General features: G+C 69.2%; 19 protein-coding genes. 10 read left to right on the top strand and 9 right to left on the bottom strand.

Annotated features, from left to right (window positions below):
- Positions 1–24: 24 nt before the first annotated feature.
- Positions 25–1,053 carry an LLM class F420-dependent oxidoreductase gene (locus SK571_RS09745; protein WP_319983694.1) on the bottom strand — a complete coding sequence of 343 codons (1,029 nt, stop codon included), beginning with the start codon at positions 1,051–1,053 and terminating at the stop codon, positions 25–27.
- A 45-nt stretch (positions 1,054–1,098) separates the two neighbouring features.
- Here SK571_RS09745 and SK571_RS09750 point away from each other — a divergent pair, with 45 nt between their 5' ends.
- From SK571_RS09750 to SK571_RS09770, 5 genes are all read left to right on the top strand, one after another.
- Positions 1,099–2,043 carry a Zn-ribbon domain-containing OB-fold protein gene (locus SK571_RS09750; RefSeq protein ID WP_319983695.1) on the top strand — a complete coding sequence of 315 codons (945 nt, stop codon included), beginning with the start codon at positions 1,099–1,101 and terminating at the stop codon, positions 2,041–2,043.
- A 7-nt stretch (positions 2,044–2,050) separates the two neighbouring features.
- Positions 2,051–3,106 carry a thiolase domain-containing protein gene (locus tag SK571_RS09755; protein ID WP_319983696.1) on the top strand — a complete coding sequence of 352 codons (1,056 nt, stop codon included), beginning with the start codon at positions 2,051–2,053 and terminating at the stop codon, positions 3,104–3,106.
- Entirely contained in the window at positions 3,107–4,249 is a 1,143-nt protein-coding gene (locus SK571_RS09760; RefSeq protein ID WP_319983697.1) for a thiolase domain-containing protein, read from the top strand.
- Positions 4,246–5,106, top strand: a complete 861-nt coding sequence (locus tag SK571_RS09765) for a TIGR03619 family F420-dependent LLM class oxidoreductase (RefSeq protein WP_319983698.1) — start codon at positions 4,246–4,248, stop codon at positions 5,104–5,106. Before SK571_RS09760 ends, SK571_RS09765 begins: the two co-directional genes overlap by 4 nt.
- A gap of 62 nt (positions 5,107–5,168) precedes the next feature.
- A complete protein-coding gene (locus tag SK571_RS09770; RefSeq protein ID WP_319983699.1) occupies positions 5,169–5,543 on the top strand; it encodes a nuclear transport factor 2 family protein in 375 nt (124 codons plus the stop codon).
- 55 nt (positions 5,544–5,598) lie between these two features.
- Here SK571_RS09770 and SK571_RS09775 read toward each other — a convergent pair whose 3' ends face one another.
- A complete protein-coding gene (locus tag SK571_RS09775) occupies positions 5,599–6,825 on the bottom strand; it encodes a cytochrome P450 (protein ID WP_319983700.1) in 1,227 nt (408 codons plus the stop codon).
- Positions 6,826–6,951: 126 nt separating this feature from the next.
- Between SK571_RS09775 and SK571_RS09780 the strand changes: the two genes are divergently transcribed.
- On the top strand, positions 6,952–8,079 hold the full coding sequence (locus tag SK571_RS09780; protein WP_319983701.1) for a steroid 3-ketoacyl-CoA thiolase: 1,128 nt from the start codon (positions 6,952–6,954) through the stop codon (positions 8,077–8,079).
- Here SK571_RS09780 and SK571_RS09785 read toward each other — a convergent pair.
- Genes SK571_RS09785 through SK571_RS09795 form a run of 3 tightly spaced genes read right to left on the bottom strand, consistent with a single transcriptional unit; the run spans position 8,063 to position 10,630 of the window.
- Entirely contained in the window at positions 8,063–9,007 is a 945-nt protein-coding gene (locus tag SK571_RS09785) for a BUD32 family EKC/KEOPS complex subunit (protein ID WP_319983702.1), read from the bottom strand. The two genes, SK571_RS09780 and SK571_RS09785, sit on opposite strands and share 17 nt — an antisense overlap.
- A gap of 10 nt (positions 9,008–9,017) precedes the next feature.
- The gene (locus SK571_RS09790; RefSeq protein ID WP_319983703.1) at positions 9,018–9,872 is read right to left on the bottom strand and encodes an SDR family oxidoreductase; all 855 of its coding nucleotides are present in this window, start codon (positions 9,870–9,872) and stop codon (positions 9,018–9,020) included.
- On the bottom strand, positions 9,869–10,630 hold the full coding sequence (locus SK571_RS09795; RefSeq protein WP_319983704.1) for an SDR family oxidoreductase: 762 nt from the start codon (positions 10,628–10,630) through the stop codon (positions 9,869–9,871). Before SK571_RS09795 ends, SK571_RS09790 begins: the two co-directional genes overlap by 4 nt.
- A gap of 63 nt (positions 10,631–10,693) precedes the next feature.
- Here SK571_RS09795 and SK571_RS09800 point away from each other — a divergent pair, with 63 nt between their 5' ends.
- The 4 genes from SK571_RS09800 to SK571_RS09815 are packed head-to-tail and all read left to right on the top strand — an operon-like array spanning position 10,694 to position 13,989.
- The gene (locus SK571_RS09800) at positions 10,694–11,461 is read left to right on the top strand and encodes an enoyl-CoA hydratase family protein (RefSeq protein ID WP_319983705.1); all 768 of its coding nucleotides are present in this window, start codon (positions 10,694–10,696) and stop codon (positions 11,459–11,461) included.
- The gene (locus tag SK571_RS09805; RefSeq protein ID WP_319983706.1) at positions 11,436–12,233 is read left to right on the top strand and encodes a CoA transferase subunit A; all 798 of its coding nucleotides are present in this window, start codon (positions 11,436–11,438) and stop codon (positions 12,231–12,233) included. Before SK571_RS09800 ends, SK571_RS09805 begins: the two co-directional genes overlap by 26 nt.
- Positions 12,230–12,943, top strand: coding sequence for a CoA-transferase subunit beta (locus tag SK571_RS09810; RefSeq protein ID WP_319983707.1), 714 nt, complete (start codon positions 12,230–12,232; stop codon positions 12,941–12,943). Before SK571_RS09805 ends, SK571_RS09810 begins: the two co-directional genes overlap by 4 nt.
- On the top strand, positions 12,940–13,989 hold the full coding sequence (locus SK571_RS09815) for an NAD(P)H-dependent flavin oxidoreductase (RefSeq protein ID WP_319983708.1): 1,050 nt from the start codon (positions 12,940–12,942) through the stop codon (positions 13,987–13,989). The genes SK571_RS09810 and SK571_RS09815 overlap by 4 nt, the downstream gene beginning before the upstream one ends.
- Here SK571_RS09815 and SK571_RS09820 read toward each other — a convergent pair.
- The 4 genes from SK571_RS09820 to SK571_RS09835 are packed head-to-tail and all read right to left on the bottom strand — an operon-like array spanning position 13,973 to position 17,541.
- On the bottom strand, positions 13,973–15,103 hold the full coding sequence (locus SK571_RS09820; RefSeq protein WP_319983709.1) for an acetyl-CoA C-acetyltransferase: 1,131 nt from the start codon (positions 15,101–15,103) through the stop codon (positions 13,973–13,975). The two genes, SK571_RS09815 and SK571_RS09820, sit on opposite strands and share 17 nt — an antisense overlap.
- 13 nt (positions 15,104–15,116) lie before the next feature.
- The gene (locus SK571_RS09825) at positions 15,117–15,713 is read right to left on the bottom strand and encodes a TetR/AcrR family transcriptional regulator (RefSeq protein WP_319983710.1); all 597 of its coding nucleotides are present in this window, start codon (positions 15,711–15,713) and stop codon (positions 15,117–15,119) included.
- A gap of 14 nt (positions 15,714–15,727) precedes the next feature.
- Positions 15,728–16,471 (bottom strand): SDR family oxidoreductase, encoded by a 744-nt coding sequence (locus SK571_RS09830; protein WP_319983711.1) that lies wholly within the window; start codon positions 16,469–16,471, stop codon positions 15,728–15,730.
- A complete protein-coding gene (locus tag SK571_RS09835; protein ID WP_319983712.1) occupies positions 16,468–17,541 on the bottom strand; it encodes an acyl-CoA dehydrogenase family protein in 1,074 nt (357 codons plus the stop codon). Before SK571_RS09835 ends, SK571_RS09830 begins: the two co-directional genes overlap by 4 nt.
- Positions 17,542–17,569 lie beyond the last annotated feature (28 nt).

The following is a 17,569-nucleotide window of genomic DNA, read 5'->3' on the forward strand; positions in this document are numbered from 1 at the left end:
CCCTCAAAGTAGAACGCGTTTCACCTACTGACAAGCCTCCGACAAGGCCTTGATCGAGGCAACGTCGCGGCAGCCGACGAGCAGCGTCGTGACGCCCGCCTTCTCCCACCGCCGGACCTCCTCGCGCACGTGCTCCGCGTTGCCGACGATGCTGATCTCGGCCACCAGCTCGTCCGGAACCACCTGCGCCGCCTCGTCCTTGCGCCCGGCCTGGAAGAGCCTGCCGACGTCCTGGACGACCTCGCCGTATCCCATGCGGGTGAACACCTCCGCGTGGAAGTTCATCCCCGGCGCGCCCATTCCGCCGATGTACAAAGCGACGAACGGCTTCAGCATCGCCCTGACCGAGGCCGGATCGTCCGTCACGACGACCTGACAGGTGGCCGCGACCTCGAAGTTCTCCCTGCTACGGCCTGACTTGGCGAACCCCTGGTCGAGCCACTCGTCGTACATGCCGGCGAGCCGTGGCGCGTAGTAGATGGCGAGCCACCCGTCCGCGATCTCCGACGTCAGCGCGACGTTCTTCGGACCCTCCGCACCGAGCCAAATCGGCAGGTCAGCGCGCAGCGGATGGGTGATGGGCTTGAGCGGTTTGCCGAGCCCCAGAGCGCCGGGCCCCTGATAGGGCAACGGGTAGTGCGGGCCGTCGTTGCGCACCGGCGCCTCGCGAGCCATCACCTGCCGCAGGATCGACACGTACTCCCTGGTCCTGGCCAGGGGTTTCGCGAACGGCCGCCCGTACCAGCCCTCCACGACCTGCGGCCCGGACACGCCCAGGCCGAGCACGAACCGTCCACCGGAGAGGTGGTCCAGGGTCAGCGCGTGCATCGCGCAGGCGGCGGGCGTGCGCGCCGACATCTGCACGACGGACGTGCCGAGCCGCACGCGCGAAGTCCCGGATCCCCACCACGCCAACGGGGTGAACGCGTCCGAGCCCCACGCCTCGGCGGCGAACACCGCGTCGAAGCCGAATTTCTCCGCCGCCGCCACGAGTTCGGCGGCGTTCTGAGGCGGACCGGCGCCCCAGTACCCGAGCTGCAGACCGAGCTTCATGCACCCATCTTGCCACCATTTCGAGAACCTGTTTCACTTTGATCTGTGACTCGGCCGCTGAGTGCTCCGCTCGACGTTGGCTTCGACTACACGCGCTCCCTCGGCCCGACGCTGGGCCGGTTCCTCTCGGATCTCCGCCGCCGCAAGGTGACCGGGATCCGCGGCAGCGACGGGCGCGTGCACGTGCCACCGCTCGAGTACGACCCCGTGACCGCCGAACGTCTGCAGGAGTTCGTGGACGTGGCGGCGACCGGTGTCGTGCGCGGGTGGTCGTGGATCCCCGAGCCCCTCGAAGGACAGCCGCTCGACCGGCCGTTCGCGTGGGCGCTGATCCAGCTCGACGGCGCGGACACCTCGCTGCTGCACGCCGTCGACGCGGGCTCACCGGACCAGATGGCGACCGGAACACGCGTGCGCGCAAGGTGGCGCCCAGAACGCGTCGGCGCCATCACCGACATCGAGTGCTTCGAGATCTCCGACGAACCGGCCGACCCGCCCGCGAAGGCCGACGACGTCACCATGGTCACCACGCCGGTGAACCTGCACTACACGCACTCGGCGTCGCCGACGGAGGACCCGTTCCTGCGCGGCCTCATGGAAGGCAGGCTGATCGCCCAGCGCTGCCCGGTGTGCGAGAAGGTCTACTTCCCGCCGCGCCCGGCCTGCCCCGTGGACGGTGTGCCGACGACGGACCAGATCGAGCTGTCCGACCACGGCACCATCACGACGTACTGCGTGGTCAACGTGCCGTTCCTCGGCCAGCGCATCCCGCCGCCGTACGTCTCGGCGTACGTGCTGCTCGACGGCGCGGACATCCCGTTCCTGCACCTGCTGCTCGGTGTCGCACCGGAGGACGTGCGGATGGGCATGCGCGTCGAAGCGGTGTGGAAGCCGCGCGAGGAGTGGGGCCCGACGATGCAGAACATCGACCACTTCAGGCCGTCCGGCGAGCCGGACGCGCCGTTCGACTCCTACTCCCAGCACCTGTGAGGCTCGCGTGCGTGACATTGCGGTAGTCGGCTTCGCGCAGACGCCCTGCGTGCGCGAGACGGACGGCACCACCAACGGTGTCGAGATGCTGGTGCCGATCTTCCACGAGGTGCTCGGCGGGCTCGGGCTCACCAAGACCGACATCGGGTTCTGGTGCTCGGGCTCCTCGGACTACCTGGCCGGGCGCGCGTTCTCCTTCGTCTCGGCGGTCGACGCGATCGGGGCCTTCCCGCCGATCGCCGAGTCGCACGTCGAGATGGACGCCGCGTGGGCGCTCTACGAGGCGTGGGTGAAGCTGCTCTGCGGCGAGATCGACACCGCCCTGGTTTACGGCTTCGGCAAGTCCTCTGCCGGGCAACTCCGGCGGGTCATGGCGATGCAGCTGGATCCGTACCTCGTGACGCCGTTGTGGCCCGATTCGCTTGGCCTGGCGGGCATCCAGGCACGCATGGGCATCGAGAACGGCCTGTGGGACGAACGCGCGATGGCCGCCGTGGCCGCGCAGAGCCGTTCCGCCGCCCTCTCGAACCCGCTCGCCCAGCTGTCCGGCGAGGTCGACGCCGACGAACTGCTGGCCCTCCCCTACGTCGCGGATCCGTTGCGGCGGCACGACTGCGCGCCGATCACCGATGGTGCGGCCACGATCGTGCTTGCGGCAGGCGACAAAGCGCGGGAGCTGTGCGAGCGTCCGGCGTGGATCACCGGCTTCGAACACCGCACCGACACACCGTCGTTCGGCACGCGCGACCTCACGACTTCTCCCTCCGCCGTGGCCGCGGGCAAGGCAGCGGGCGCCGACGGCGTCCAGGTGGCCGAACTGCACGCGCCGTTCACCCACCAGGAAATCCTGCTGCGCCAGGCACTCGGGCTCGGTGACGACGTGACCGTGAACCCCTCCGGCGGTGTGCTGGCGGGCAACCCGATGTTCGCGGCCGGCCTGGCGCGCATCGGTGAGGCCGCGCGCAGGATCCACGACGGCTCGGCGACCAAGGTCCTGGGGCACGCCACCAGCGGACCGCTCCTCCAACAGAACCTCGTCTGCGTGATGGAAGGGCGGGAGTAGATGCGACCGGCAGCAGTGGTCGGCGTCGGCCAGACGCACCACGCCGCGAAACGCCTCGACGTGTCGATGGCGGGCCTCTGCCGCGAGGCGATCGACCGCGCGATGGCCGACGCGGGCGTGGACTGGTCCGACATCGACGCCGTGGTCCTCGGCAAGGCACCGGACCTGTTCGAGGGCGTGATGATGCCCGAACTGTTCCTCGCGGACGCGCTGGGCGCGGTCGGCAAACCGTTGCTGCGCGTGCACACCGCCGGTTCGGTCGGCGGCAGCACGGGCAACGTGGCGGCCTCACTCGTCCAGTCCGGCGTGCACGACCGCGTCCTGGCCGTGGCGTTCGAGAAGCAGTCCGAGTCGAACGCGATGTGGGCGCTGTCGGTGCCGACGCCGTTCACCATGCCCGTGCACGCGGGCGCGGGCGGCTACTTCGCACCACACGTGCGTTCCTACATCCGCCGCGCCGGCGCTCCCGAACACGTGGGCGCGATGGTCGCGGCCAAGGACCGCCGCAACGGCTCCAAGAACCCCTACGCGCACCTCAAACAACCGGACATCACCGTCGAGTCGGTGCAGGCCTCCACCATGCTGTGGGACCCGATCCGGTACGACGAGACCTGTCCGTCGTCGGACGGCGCCTGCGCGGTCGTGATCTCGTCGAAACCCACGTCGGGCCAGGCCGCCTGGATCCGCGCGACCGCGATGCGCACCGAACCCACGACGTTCGCCGGACGCGACCAGGTCAACCCGCAGGCTGGCCAGGACGCCGCCAGGGCGTTGTGGAAGCAGGCGGGCATCACCGACCCGCTGTCCGAAGTGGACGCCGCCGAGATCTACGTGCCGTTCTCGTGGTTCGAGCCGATGTGGCTCGAGAACCTCGGTTTCACCGACGTCGGCCAGGGCTGGAAGCTCACCGAGGCGGGCGAGACCGAGATCGGCGGCCGCCTGCCGGTGAACCCGAGCGGCGGTGTGCTGTCGTCCAACCCGATCGGCGCCTCCGGCCTGCTGCGCTTCGCCGAAGCCGCCATGCAGGTCATGGGCACCGCGGGAGACCACCAGGTCGACGGCGCGCGGGTCGCGCTGGGCCACGCGTACGGCGGTGGTTCGCAGTTCTTCGCCATGTGGGTCGTCGGATCGGAGCAGCCGTGAAGTTCACCGTCGGTATCGCCATGAGCCCGCTCGACCAGCTGACCGAGTTGGCCCGGTGCGCCGAGGAGTGCGGCTACGCCTCGATCGCGCTGCCGGACTCCCTGTTCTTCTCGGAGAAGGTGTCCGCGGACTACCCGTACACCCCGGACGGCTCCCGCATGTGGAACGCCGACACCCCGTGGGTGGACCCGTTCGTCGCCGCGGCCGCGATGGGCGCGGTGACGTCCCGCATCAACTTCTACACGCAGGTCCTGAAGCTGGGCTCCCGCAACCCGTTGCTGCTCGCCCGCCAGGTCGGGTCGGTCGCGCACATGACCGGCAACCGCTTCGGCTTCGGCGTGGGCCTCGGCTGGTCGCCGGAGGAGTTCGAGTGGTGCGGTGTGCCGTACAAGAACCGCGGCCCGCGCGTGGACGAGATGATCGACGTGCTGAAGCTCGTGCTCGGCGGCGGCATGGTCGAGTACCACGGCGACTACTTCGACTTCGACCGGCTGCAGATGTCGCCGGCACCCACTTCGCCGGTGCCGTTCTACGTCGGTGGCCACTCCGCAGCCGCGTTGAAGCGCGCCGCCCGCGTCGGTGACGGCTGGACGTCGGCGATGATCAAGTTCGAGGAGCTCAGGTCGGTCATCGCGCAGCTCACCGATCTCGGCTGCTTCGAGCGGCCGTTCGAGATCCAGGCCGTGTGCATCGACCGGTTCGGGCTCGACGGCTACAAGCAGCTCGACGAGATCGGCGTGACCGACACGATCGTGGTGCCCTGGCTGTTCTACGGCGTCGGCTTCGACGGCAGCCTGCAGGCCAAGAAGGACGGACTTCGGCGCTTCGCCGACGAGGTGATCGGAGAGTTCGCGTGACTGCTGTGACTTGGACTGCGTCCAAGACCGAAACCCCTGCCCGCGTGGCCTCGTGGCGTTCTATGGAAGCCGTCTCGAGCGGCAAGAAGGACGAGTGGCTGGCCCTGTTCGCCGAGGACGCCGTCGTGGAGGACCCGGTGGGTCCGTCGATGTTCGACGCCGAGGGCAAGGGTCACCACGGCAAGGAGGCGATCGCCGCCTTCTGGGACCTCGCGATCGCCAACGTGGAGCGCTTCGAGTTCGCGATGCACGACTCGTTCGCGGCGGGCTCCGAGTGCGCGAACGTGGGCACGATCAGCGCGTTCCTGCCCGGTGGGGCGCGCGTCGACACCGAGGGCGTGTTCGTCTACAACGTGGGCGAGGACGGCCTGATCAAGTCGATGCGGGCGTTCTGGGAGACCGAACGAGCACTCGCGACCCTGCGCGTCGAGACCTGACGCCACACAGCATGAGGCCCCTCCATCCCGCAGGTGGAGGGGCCTCAGTCGTTTCTCACGCGTACTGGACGCGGAACTCCTTGATGCCGTTGAGCCAGCCCGAACGCAGCCGCCGCGGCTCCGCGACCTGCTTGATGTTCGGCATGGCGTCCGCGATCGCGTTGAAGATCAGGTCGATCTCCAGCCTGGCCAGGTTCGCGCCGACGCAGAAGTGCGCGCCGCTGCCGCCGAACCCGAGGTGCGGGTTGGGGTCGCGGGTGATGTCGAACTCCTGCGGGCGGTCGAAGACCTCCTCGTCGAAGTTGGCTGACGAGTAGAACATCCCGACGCGCTGCCCCTGCTTGATCTCCACGCCACTCAGCTCCGTGTCGGCCATCGCGGTGCGCTGGAACGACACCACCGGCGTGGCCCACCGGACGATCTCGTCACCGGTCGTCGCGGGCCGCTGGTCCTTGTACAGCTCCCACTGCTCGGGGTGGTCGAAGAACGCCTTCATGCCGTGCGTGATGGCGTTGCGCGTGGTCTCGTTGCCCGCCACGGCGAGCAGCAGCACGAAGAACCCGAACTCCTCCGACGCGAGCCCCGCGCCGTCCACGTCCGCCTGGACCAGCTTCGTGACGATGTCCTCGCGCGGGCACTTCCGCCGGTCCTCGGCCATCGTCCAGGAGTAGCCGAGCAGCTCGGTGGCGGCGGTCAGCGGTTCGATCTCGAACTCGGGGTCGTCGTAGGCGATCATCTGGTTCGACCAGTCGAAGATCTTGCGGCGGTCGTCCTGCGGGATGCCGATCAGCTCCGCGATGGCCTGCAACGGCAGCTCGCACGCGACGTCCGACACGAAGTCGCCGCTGCCCTTGTCCAGCGCCTCCGCGACGATCCGCTCAGCGCGTGCGGCCAGGGCCTCCCGCAGGCTGTTGACCGCGCGCGGGGTGAAGCCGCGGGAGATGATGCCGCGGACCTTCGTGTGCGTCGGCGGGTCCATGTTCAGCAACAACAACCGCTGCATCTCGATGTTGTCGCGCGGCATGTCGTCCTTGAAGCGGATGATCGCCGTGTTCTCCCGGCTGGAGAACAGCTCGCTGTTGCGCGAGATCTCCTTGACGTCGCGGTGCTTCGTCACCACCCAGAAGCCCTCGTCCGGGAACCCGCCCTTGCCCAGCGGCTTGGAGTTCCACCAGATCGGCGCGGTCTGACGCAGTTCGGCGAACTCCTCGAACGGCAGCCGGCTCGCGTACATGTCGGGGTCGGTGAAGTCGAAGCCTTCCGGGATGCGCGGCTTGCCCACAGAAACCTCCTAGGTGGAACGCGTTCTATCTGATTCAAACACGCTTGCGGCTTGTGTTGAAGCCCCCACACGGCCAATCTGGAGCAACACAGGAACGTGTTCTAGTTTGAGGCCAAGGAGGCTCGCGTGGGCAGTCCGGTGATCGTGGGAGCGGTGCGCACGCCCATCGGCAGGCGGAACGGCTGGTTGTCCGGCCTGCACGCCGCCGAGCTCCTCGGTGCGGCACAACGGGGACTTCTCGACCGGACGGGTGTCGATCCGTCCACCGTCGAACAGGTCATCGGCGGCACCGTCACCCAGGCGGGCGAGCAGTCGAACAACATCGCCAGGACGGCCTGGCTGCACGCGGGCCTGCCGCACACCACCGGCTGCACCACCGTCGACGCCCAGTGCGGGTCGGCCCAGCAGTCCACGCACCTCATCGCCGGCCTGATCGCGGCGGGCGCCATCGACGCCGGTGTCGCGTGCGGGGTCGAGGCGATGAGCCGCGTGCCGTTGCGCAGCAACATCGGTGAGACCGGGATGCCGCGCCCCGACTCGTGGACCATCGACCTGCCCAACCAGTTCGTCGCCGCCGAACGGGTCGCGGAACGGCGTGGCATCGGGCGGGAGGAGGTCGACCGGTTCGGCGTCCAGTCGCAGAACCGGGCACGGGCCGCGTGGGCGGCGGGCCGGTTCACCGCCGAGGTCGTGCCGGTGAAGGTCGGCGAAGATCTCGTGGACACCGACCAGGGCCTGCGCGAGACGTCGCTCGAAGCGTTGGCGGCTCTCAAACCGGTTGTTCCCGACGGCGTGCACACCGCCGGGACGTCGTCGCAGATCTCGGACGGTGCGTCGGCCGTGATGGTGGTGGACGAGGAGTTCGCGCGGGCCCACGGGCTGAAGCCGCGCGCCAGGATCGTCACGCAGTGCCTGGTCGGGTCGGACCCGTACTACCACCTGGACGGGCCGGTCGACGCCACCGCGCGGTTGCTGAAGCGCAGCGGGATGAAGATGGCCGACATCGACCTGTTCGAGGTCAACGAGGCGTTCGCGTCCGTCGTGCTGTCGTGGGCCGCGGTGCACCGGCCGAACCTCGACCGGGTCAACGTCAACGGCGGTGCGATCGCGCTCGGTCACCCCGTGGGCAGCACCGGCACCCGGCTGATCACGACCGCGCTGCACGAGTTGGAGCGCAGGGACGCGACGACGGCGTTGATCACGATGTGCGCGGGCGGGGCCATGGCCACCGGCACGATCATCGAACGGATCTGAGGTCCGCAGCCGGGTACGGGGTCCGCCGGCTCTCGTGCTGGAAGCGGCGGTAGAAGTCCTTCATCACCGCGGCGACGTCGTTGTGGCGGTCGAGGATCGCCGCGACCCGTGGTGGAGCTCCCTGGGAGCGCAGCTGGTACGCGAACCACATCACCAGGTGCGTGACGGTGTAGTGGCGGTCGTAGTCCTGGTTCTCGGCGAAGAACGCGATCTCCTCCTCGGACAGGTCGAACCGGGAGGAGATCGCGAGGCCGTAGTCGGCGAAGTACAGGCGTTCGCCGTCGGTCAGGATGTTCTGGAAGTGGCCGTCGAAGTGCAGCAGGCCGCGGGAGTTCATGAACTCCACCGAGGCGGCCATCTCACGTTCGACCATCTCGCAGGCACTTTCGAGGTCGTCCAGGCCGTTCAGCCAGTCGTGCAGGTTCTGCGGGACGTACTCCAGGAACAGCGCGATGCTCGCGGTCGACTTCTTCAGCGCCTCGATGCGGGGACCCACCTCCGGCCCCCAGTAGCCGACCGCCTCATCCAGTTCCGCGGACAACGTCTGGCCGGGGTGCGGCAGGACCCGCCAGTGGTACGTCAGCGGAAAGCCCTCGTGCTCACCCGCCAGCACCCAGTCCGTCGTCATGGTGTGCACGGCCAGCTCACGCCAGGCGCCGAAGCCTGCCGACCCGACCAGCCCGACACCGTAATGGGCGTGCACGGGCAGGTCGTAGAGGTTCGCCGTCGATCCGGCGTGCCGCAGCTCCAGGTCGGTCAGCGGCAGCCGCTTCACGAAGACCGGGATCCCGCCGACGTCCGCCAACGCCGTCGGCCCGCCGATTCCCGCCCCTCTCGGCTCGGCGCGGTTCACCAGTTCAGCGAGTTCGTGGTCGCTGAGCAGCGACAACGCGGCCGAGACGGTCCTGTAGGAGTCCAGACGGGTCACATGATCGAACCTACTCGGCTCCGTAGACCGGGGTCGGGTGGTCGTCGGCGATCAGCTTGCGCACGACGCCGCCCAGTTCCTCGGGCGACCACCGCTCGCCCTTGTCGATCTCCGGCCCGCGCTGCCACCCGTGCACGACGCAGACGCGCCCGCCGTCGACCTCGAACATCCGCCCTGTCACGTCCCCGGCCTCCTCGCTGCCGAGCCACACGACCAGCGGTGAGACGTTCTCCGGGGCCATCGCGTCGAACCCGTCCTCCGGCGCCGCCATCATGTCCGCGAACGTCGCCTCGGTCATCCGGGTCCGCGCGGCCGGGGCGATCGCGTTGACCGTGATCCCGTAGCGGGCCAGTTCGGCGGCCGCCACCAGCGTCAGCGACGCGATGCCCGCCTTGGCCGCCGAGTAGTTCGCCTGCCCGACACTGCCGAACAGGCCCGCCCCGGACGACGTGTTGATCACTCGCCCGGACACCGCGCCCCCGGCCTTGTGCACGGCGCGCCAATGCACGGCGGCGTGGTGCAGCGTCGCGAAGTGGCCCTTCAGGTGGACGCGGACGACCTCGTCCCACTCGTCCTCGCTGCAGCCGACGACCATGCGGTCCCGCACGATGCCGGCGTTGTTGACGAGCACGTCGAGTCCGCCGAACTCCGACACGGCGGTGTCGACCAGCCGTTTCGCACCTGCCCAGGTGCCGACGTCGTCGGTGTTGACGACGGCCCGCGGACCGATCAGGTCCGCCACCTCGCCCGCGACCGCTGCGGACAGGTCGTTCACCACGACCCGTGCCCCTGCGGCACCGAACGCCAGCGCGTGGGCACGGCCGATGCCACGCCCGGCCCCCGTCACGATCACAACCCGGTTCATGAAGAGCCCCCATCGGCAGCGGTCAGGAACGCGGGTGCTTCTCCCCCGCCGTGCACGACCAAGGTCGCGCCGCTGACGTAGGACGCCAGCGGCGAAGCCAGGAACACCGCGCACGCGCCGACCTCGTCCGGCGACGCGAGACGCCCCAACGGCACGGTCTTCGCCACGGCCTCGATCCCGGCCTCAGAGCCGTAGTGCAGGTGTGACTGCTCCGTGCGCACCATGCCGACGGCCAGCGCGTTGACCCGCACCTTCGGCGCCCACTCCACGGCCAGCGACGAGGTCAGGTTGTCGAGTCCGGCCTTCGCGGCGCCGTAAGCGGCGGTACCAGGCGACGGACGCCGGCCGCTCACACTGCTCACGTTCACGATAGACCCGCCGGAAGCCTGGGTCTGCATGACCGCGTTCGCCGCCTGGGACACCAGCAGCGGTGCCAGCAGGTTCAGCTCGACGATCTTCGAGTGAAACCGCGGCGAGGCCTTGTCCGCCAACGCGAACGGCGCCCCACCGGCGTTGTTCACCACGACGTCGAGCCGGCCGTGCCCGGCGACGATCCCGGACACCAGGGCGGCCACCTGATCGGCATCCCGCACGTCACACGCCACGAACGACGCGCCGTCCACCTCGGCGGGACGTCGCGCACACGTCACGACGACGGCCCCGGCGGCTAGAAACCCACGGGTGATGCCGAGACCGACACCCCGCACGCCGCCTGTCACGAGGACCACTGCTCCGTCGAGGTCCAGTTCCACATGCACCTACCCCGGTCGCTCCGGCACTGCTAAATTACCAAGCAATCGCTTGGTTCGGAAGGCGGCTCCATGGGAATCTCCAGCAGCCACACCGAAAACGGCATCATCGAGGTCACCGTCGACTATCCCCCGGTCAACGCCATCCCCTCGCAGGGCTGGTTCGAACTGGCCAAGGCCATCACGTCCGCGGGCGAGGACCCGGAGGCGCGGGTGGTGATCCTGAGAGCCGGGAACCGCGGCTTCTGCGCGGGCGTCGACCTCAAGGAGATCCAGCGCGCCGAGGGCTACAACGCGCTCGTGGCGGCGAACCGGGGATGCGCCAAGGCCTTCGCGGCCGTGTACGACTGCGAGGTGCCGGTGATCGCCGCGGTGAACGGGTTCTGCCTCGGTGGTGGCGTGGGACTGGTCGGCAACGCGGACATCATCGTGGCGTCCGACGACGCCACGTTCGGCCTGCCCGAGGTCGATCGGGGCGCGCTCGGCGCCGCGACGCACCTGGCCAGACTCGTGCCGCAGCACCTGATGCGGACGCTGTACTACACGGCCCGCAACGTCAGCGCGCAGACGCTGCACCACCACGGCAGCGTCGTCGAGGTCGTGCCGCGCGCACAGCTCGACGACGCGGCGCGCGAGATCGCCAAGGAGATCGCGAAGAAGGACACGTCGGTGATCCGCGCGGCCAAGGAGGCCATCAACGGCATCGACCCTCAGCGCGTGCACCAGAGCTACCGCTTCGAGCAGGGCTTCACCTTCGAGCTGAACCTCACCGGTGTGTCGGACCACGCCCGGCAGGCCTTCCTGGACGGAAACCATGCGCGACAAGCGAATGACAGCTGACGAGGTCGTCGGCGAGATCAAGGACGGGATGACCGTCGGCATCGGCGGCTGGGGCTCGCGGCGCAAGCCGATGGCCCTGGTCAAGGCCCTGCTGCGGTCCGGCGTCAGCGACCTCACCGTCGTGACGTACGGCGGGCCGGACGCCGGGCTGCTGTGCGCGGCGGGCAAGGTCCGCAAGCTGGTCTACGGCTTCGTCTCGCTCGACTCGATCCCGTACGACCCGTGGTTCAAGCGGGCGCGCGAGACCGGTGCGATCGAGGTCCTGGAACTGGACGAGGGCATGTTCCAGACCGGGCTGCGCGCCGCCGGGCACCGGTTGCCGTTCCTGCCGATCAGGGCGGGTCTCGGCTCGGACGTGCTGAAGTACGCGCCGGAGCTCAGGACCGTGCGGTCGCCCTACGACGACGGCGAGGAACTGGTCGCGATGCCGGCGTTGAAGCTCGACGTCGCCCTGGTCCACCTCAACCGCGCCGACAGGCACGGCAACGCCCAGTACCTCGGGCCGGACCCGTACTTCGACGACCTGTTCTGCCTGGCCGCGGACCGGCGTTACGTCTCGTGCGAGCAGGTCGTGGAGACGTTCGACGGGCCTCCGCAGACGTTGCTGCTCAACCGGATGATGGTCGACGGCGTGGTGGAAGCGCCGGGTGGAGCGGGATTCACCAGCTGCGTGCCCGACTACGGCCGCGACGAGGCCCTCCAGCGCGAGTACGCGGAAGCGGCCTCCGACCTGGAGAAGTGGCCGGACTTCTACGAGAGGTTCCTGCGATGAGCGACATCACGAGAGCCGAGGTCTGCGTCGCCGCGTGCGCCGACCTGTTCCTCGGAGCCGGGGAGACGCTCGCCAGCCCGATGGGCCTCATCCCGTCCCTCGGCGCCAAGCTGGCCCGCCTCACCACCGAGCCCGACCTCCTGCTCAGCGACGGCGAGGCGTTCCTGCTGACGCCCGAGTCCACTGTGGAAGGCTGGCTGCCGTACCGGAAGGTGTTCGACGTCGTCGCGCACGGCCGCCGGCACGTCGTGATGGGCGCGAACCAGGTCGACAGGTTCGGCAACCAGAACATCTCCGCGATCGGTGACCACGCGCGGCCCACCCGGCAGCTGCTCGGGTTCCGCGGTGCTCCCGGCAACACCGTCAACCACCGCACCAGCTACTGGGTGCCGCGGCACAGCACGCGGGTGCTGGTCGAGGCCGTGGACGTGGTGTCCGGCGTCGGCTACGACCGCGCGGCGGGGCCGTTCCACGACGTCCACCGCGTCGTCACGAACCTCGCCGTGCTCGACTTCGACACCCCCGACCACTCGATGCGCGTCGTCTCCGTGCACCCCGGCGTGTCGGTCGACGAGGTCCAGAAGCAGACGTCGTTCCCGCTCGTCGTCCAGGACGTCACCGAGACCAGGCTGCCGACCGACGAGGAGCTGGAGCTGATCAGGACCAGGCTCGATCCGCGGAGCAAGCGGGACAGGGAAGTCCCGCAGTGAGGACCGCGCTCACCGACCTGGTCGGCGTCCGGCACCCGGTGGTGCAGACCGGCATGGGCTGGGTCGCGGGGCCACGCCTGGTCTCCGCGACCGCCGAAGCGGGCGGGCTCGGCATCCTGGCCTCCGCCACCATGACCTACGCCGAACTCGAAGCCGCGATCAAGGAGACCCGCTCCCGCACGGCCGAGCCGTTCGGCGTGAACCTGCGGGCGGACGCGCACGACGCCCCGGAGCGGATCGACCTGCTGATCCGCGAACACGTGAAGGTCGCTTCCTTCGCGCTGGCCCCGAAACCGGACATGATCGCGAAGCTGAACGACGCCGGAGTCGTCGTGATCCCGTCGATCGGTGCGGCCCGGCACGCCGAGAAGGTCGCGAAGTGGGGCGCCCACGCCGTGATCGTGCAGGGCGGCGAAGGCGGCGGTCACACCGGTGGCGTCGCCACGACGTTGCTGCTCCCGAGCGTGCTGGACGCCGTCGACATCCCGGTGATCGCGGCCGGTGGCTTCTTCGACGGGCGAGGGCTGGCAGCCGCTCTGGCGTACGGCGCGGCCGGCATCGCGATGGGCACCAGGTTCCTGCTCACCCAGGAGAGCACGGTCCCGGACGCGGTGAAACACGCGTACCTGCAACGGGATCTGAACGGCACGGTCGTGACCACGCGCGTCGACGGCCTGCCGCACCGGGTCCTGCGGTCGGACCTCGTCGAGCACCTCGAGAAGTCCGGCCGGATCAGCAGCCTGGCGAGGGCCGTGACCAACGCGGCCAGGTTCCGGCGGCACACCGGACTGGGCTGGCGCGCGATGATCCGCGAGGGCCTCGCCATGAAGCACGGCAAGGACCTCACGTGGTCGCAGGTGATCATGGCCGCGAACACGCCGATGCTGCTGCGCGCCGGCCTGGTCGAGGGCAGGACCGACGCGGGCGTGCTCGCGTCCGGTCAGGTCGCCGGGCTGCTGGGCGACCTGCCGACGTGCGCGGACCTGATCGAGGGCATCGTCAAGGACGCCGAGGCGGCGATCGACCGGCTCAGAGCCGTTCGATGATCGTCACGTTCGCCTGACCGCCGCCCTCGCACATCGTCTGCAGCCCGAACCGGCCACCCGTCCGCTCCAGCTCGTGCAGCAACGTCGTGAACAGCTTCGTCCCGGTCGCGCCGATCGGGTGGCCCAGCGCGAGCGCTCCCCCGTTGACGTTCACCCGGCCCAGGTCGATCTTGAGCTCCTTGGCCCAGGCCAGCGCCACCGACGCGAACGCCTCGTTGATCTCGAACAGGTCGATGTCCGCAAGGGACATGCCGGCCCGGTCCAGCGCGTACCGGGTGGCCCGGATCGGTGCGGTGAGCATGTAGATCGGGTCGGATCCGCGGGCCGACATGTGGTGCACGCGGGCCCGTGGCGTCAGCTTGTGGTCGCGCACGGCCTGTTCCGACACGACCAGCACCGCCGAGGCACCGTCGGAGATCTGCGACGACAACGCCGCCGTCGTGCGCCCACCCGGCCGCAACGGCTTCAGCTTCGCCATCTTCTCCGCACTGGTGTCCGGACGCGGGCACTCGTCGGCCGCGACGCCGTTGACCGGTGCGATCTCCCGGTCGAACCGGCCCTCCTTGATCGCGGTGATCGCCCGCAGATGGCTCTGCAGCGCGAACTCCTCCATCTCGCGCCGTGACAAATCCCACCGCACGGCGATCAGGTCGGCCGCCCGGAACTGGTTGACCTCCTCGTCGCCGTACCGGTGCCGCCAGCCCTCGCAGCCCTCGAACGGGCTGACCGTCATGGCCGACCCGATCGGCACCTGCGACATGTTCTGCACGCCACCGGCGACCACGACGTCGGCCGTGCCGCTCATCACCGCCTGCGCGGCGAAGTGCAGCGCCTGCTGGCTCGACCCGCACTGCCGGTCGACCGTCACGCCCGGCACCTGCTCCGGGAAACCCGCCGCCAGCCAGGACGTCCGCGCGATGTCACCGGCCTGCGGGCCGACGGTGTCCACGCAGCCGAAGATCACGTCGTCCACGTCCGTCGGGTCGACGTCGACGCGGTTGAGCAGCGCCGTGATCACGTGCGCGCCGAGATCGGCGGGGTGCACGTGGCTCAGCTCGCCACCACGCCTGCCCGCCGGGGTCCGCACAGCCTCGATGATGTACGCCTCGGCCACGAGGGCCCTCCTTCTACGTCTTGGAGTTCTTGCGCCGGCCCGTGGCGATGCCGTCGAGCAGGATCGCGAGGTACTGGTCGGCCACCTCAACCGCTGCCAGGCCGCCGTCCGGCCTGTACCACCGCACGGCCACCCACACCGTGTCGCGGATGAACCGGTAAGCCACGTCGACGTCGAGGTCGGCGCGGAACACGCCCGTGCTCATGCCCTCCTCCAGCAACACCGTCCACAGCTTGCGGAACTCCACGCTGCGGTCCTCGATGTAGGAGAACCGTTCGAGCGGTGTGAGGTGCTTGGCCTCGTTCTGGTAGATCGCGACAGCGGCGTGCCGGGTGTCGATCGCCTCGAACGACGCCACCACCAGGGCTTTCAACGTCTGCTTCGGGCCGAGGCCTGCGTCGACGACCTCCCGGTAGCGCGCGAACAGCTCGTCCAGGAACGTCCGCAGGATCTCGTCCACCATCGACTCCTTCGAGTCGAAGTGGTGGTAGAGGCTGCCGGACAGGATGCCCGCCGCGTCCGCGATGTCCCTGACCGTGGTCTGCCCGTAGCCACGCTCGGCGAACATCTTCGCGGCGAGCTCCAGCAGCTCGGCCCTCCGGCTACTCATCGGTCGTTCCTTCCTCACGGGTGCTGGCTGCTCACCGAGACGACCTCACCCGTCAGGTACGACGAGTAGTCGCTCGCGAGGAACACGATCACATTCGCGACCTCCCAGGGCTCGGCGGCGCGCCCGAAGGCCTCACGGGACGCCAGTTCGGTCAGCAACTCCTCACTGGTGACCTTGGCCAGGAACGGGTGCGCCGCCAAGCTCGGGGCGACCGCGTTCACCCGGATGCCGTGCTCGGCCACGTCCATCGCGGCGCACCTGGTCAGCGCCATGACTCCCGCTTTCGCTGCGGCGTAATGGGCTTGACCCCTCTGTGCCCGCCAGCCGATCACACTGGAGTTGTTAACGACGACACCGCTTCGTTGGACGACCATTTGGCGTAGCGCGGCCCTGGTGCAGCGAAAGGTGCCGTTCAGCGTGACGTCCAGGACGCGGGACCACTCGTCGTCGGCCATGTCGAGCACGGACTTCTCGCCGCCGAGGCCGGCGTTGTTGACCATCACGTCGATGCGGCCGTAGCGCTCGACCGTCTCGTCGATCAGCTGCTGCACCTGCTGCTCGTTCGTGACGTCGCACGGAACGGCGTGGTCGGTGCCGAGCGTCTCGTGGGTCTCCTTGAGGCGGCGCTCGTGCCAGTCGCTGATGACCACCGTCGCGCCCTCTTCGAGGCAGCGTTTCGCGGTCGCCGAGCCGATGCCCGTGCCCGCCGCGGCCGTCACGACGACGATCTTGTCCTTGAGCAGGTCGTGGCCGGTCATCGCGGCAGCCCCAGGACGCGGTGGGCGATGATCTCGCGCTGGATCTCGTCGGAGCCGCCGTAGATCGTCTCCGCCCGGCTGAACAGGAACAGGCGCTGCCACTCGTTGTCGTCGATCATCGACTCGGGGCCGAGTGAGTCCAGCGCGAGCTCGCCGAGCCTGCGGTGCCAGCCCGCCCAGAACAGCTTCAGCACGGACGCCTCCGGGCCCGGTTCGTCGTTCAGCGTTCTCAGCGTGTGCGAGCGCATGACGTGCAGTTCGAGCCACGCCCTGGTGAGGCGTTCGTCCCGGGGCGCCTTGGCCATGATCGCGTCGAGCTGACGGCGGAAGCTCACCTGGTGGCCGAGCATCGCGGTGCCGCGCTCGAAGCCCAGGGTGGCCATCGCGATCTTCCAGCCCTCGCCGGGCCGACCGACAACGTTCTCCTCGGGCGTCACCGCGCCGTCGAAGAAGACCTCGTTGAACTCCGACGTGCCGGTGAGCTGGCGGATCGGCCGCACCTCGATGCCCGGCTGGTCCATCGGCACGAGGAGGTACGAGAGGCCCTGATGCCGTTGTGAGCCGGGTTCCGTGCGGCACAGGACGAAGATCCAGTCGGAGTAGTGCGCGTTCGACGTCCAGATCTTCTGACCGTTGATCACCCACTGACCGCTTTCGAGGGTTGCCCTGGTCTGCACGGACGCGAGGTCCGAGCCCGCGCCGGGTTCCGAGTAGCCCTGGCACCACAGCTCTTCGAGCGAGCGGATCTTGGGCAGGAAGCGTTCTTTCTGCTCCGGGGTGCCGAACGCGATGAGAGTCGGGCCCAGCAGACCCTCGCCGACGATGTCGACCTTCGCCGGAGCGGCGGCCTCCGCGTACTCCTCGTGGAAGATCACCTGTTCTTCCACGCTGCGCTCGCCGGGCCAGCCGAGGCACGTCCACCCGCTCCTGGCGAGGTGCCGGTGCCACCGCAGCCGTCCCTCGAACGCCTCGTGCTCGCGGCCCGGTCCACCCAGGCCGCGCAGCTCAGCGAACTCACCGACGAGGTTGGCGGACAACCATTCCCGCACCTCGCGCCGGAAGGACTCCATGCGCCATACTCTAACCTACCAAGCACTT

Origin of the sequence: Lentzea kristufekii, from assembly GCF_033949925.1 — a bacterium.
GTDB classification, from domain to species: domain Bacteria; phylum Actinomycetota; class Actinomycetes; order Mycobacteriales; family Pseudonocardiaceae; genus Lentzea; species Lentzea kristufekii.

Coding starts and splice junctions, on each gene's coding strand:
- SK571_RS09745 (WP_319983694.1), bottom strand. CDS start 1,053: ATGAAGCTCGGTCTGCAGCTCGGGTACTGGGGCGCCGGTCCGCCTCAG.
- SK571_RS09760 (WP_319983697.1), top strand. CDS start 3,107: ATGCGACCGGCAGCAGTGGTCGGCGTCGGCCAGACGCACCACGCCGCG.
- SK571_RS09770 (WP_319983699.1), top strand. CDS start 5,169: ATGGAAGCCGTCTCGAGCGGCAAGAAGGACGAGTGGCTGGCCCTGTTC.
- SK571_RS09790 (WP_319983703.1), bottom strand. CDS start 9,872: ATGAACCGGGTTGTGATCGTGACGGGGGCCGGGCGTGGCATCGGCCGT.
- SK571_RS09800 (WP_319983705.1), top strand. CDS start 10,694: ATGGGAATCTCCAGCAGCCACACCGAAAACGGCATCATCGAGGTCACC.
- SK571_RS09805 (WP_319983706.1), top strand. CDS start 11,436: ATGCGCGACAAGCGAATGACAGCTGACGAGGTCGTCGGCGAGATCAAG.
- SK571_RS09810 (WP_319983707.1), top strand. CDS start 12,230: ATGAGCGACATCACGAGAGCCGAGGTCTGCGTCGCCGCGTGCGCCGAC.
- SK571_RS09825 (WP_319983710.1), bottom strand. CDS start 15,713: ATGAGTAGCCGGAGGGCCGAGCTGCTGGAGCTCGCCGCGAAGATGTTC.
- SK571_RS09830 (WP_319983711.1), bottom strand. CDS start 16,471: ATGACCGGCCACGACCTGCTCAAGGACAAGATCGTCGTCGTGACGGCC.
- SK571_RS09835 (WP_319983712.1), bottom strand. CDS start 17,541: ATGGAGTCCTTCCGGCGCGAGGTGCGGGAATGGTTGTCCGCCAACCTC.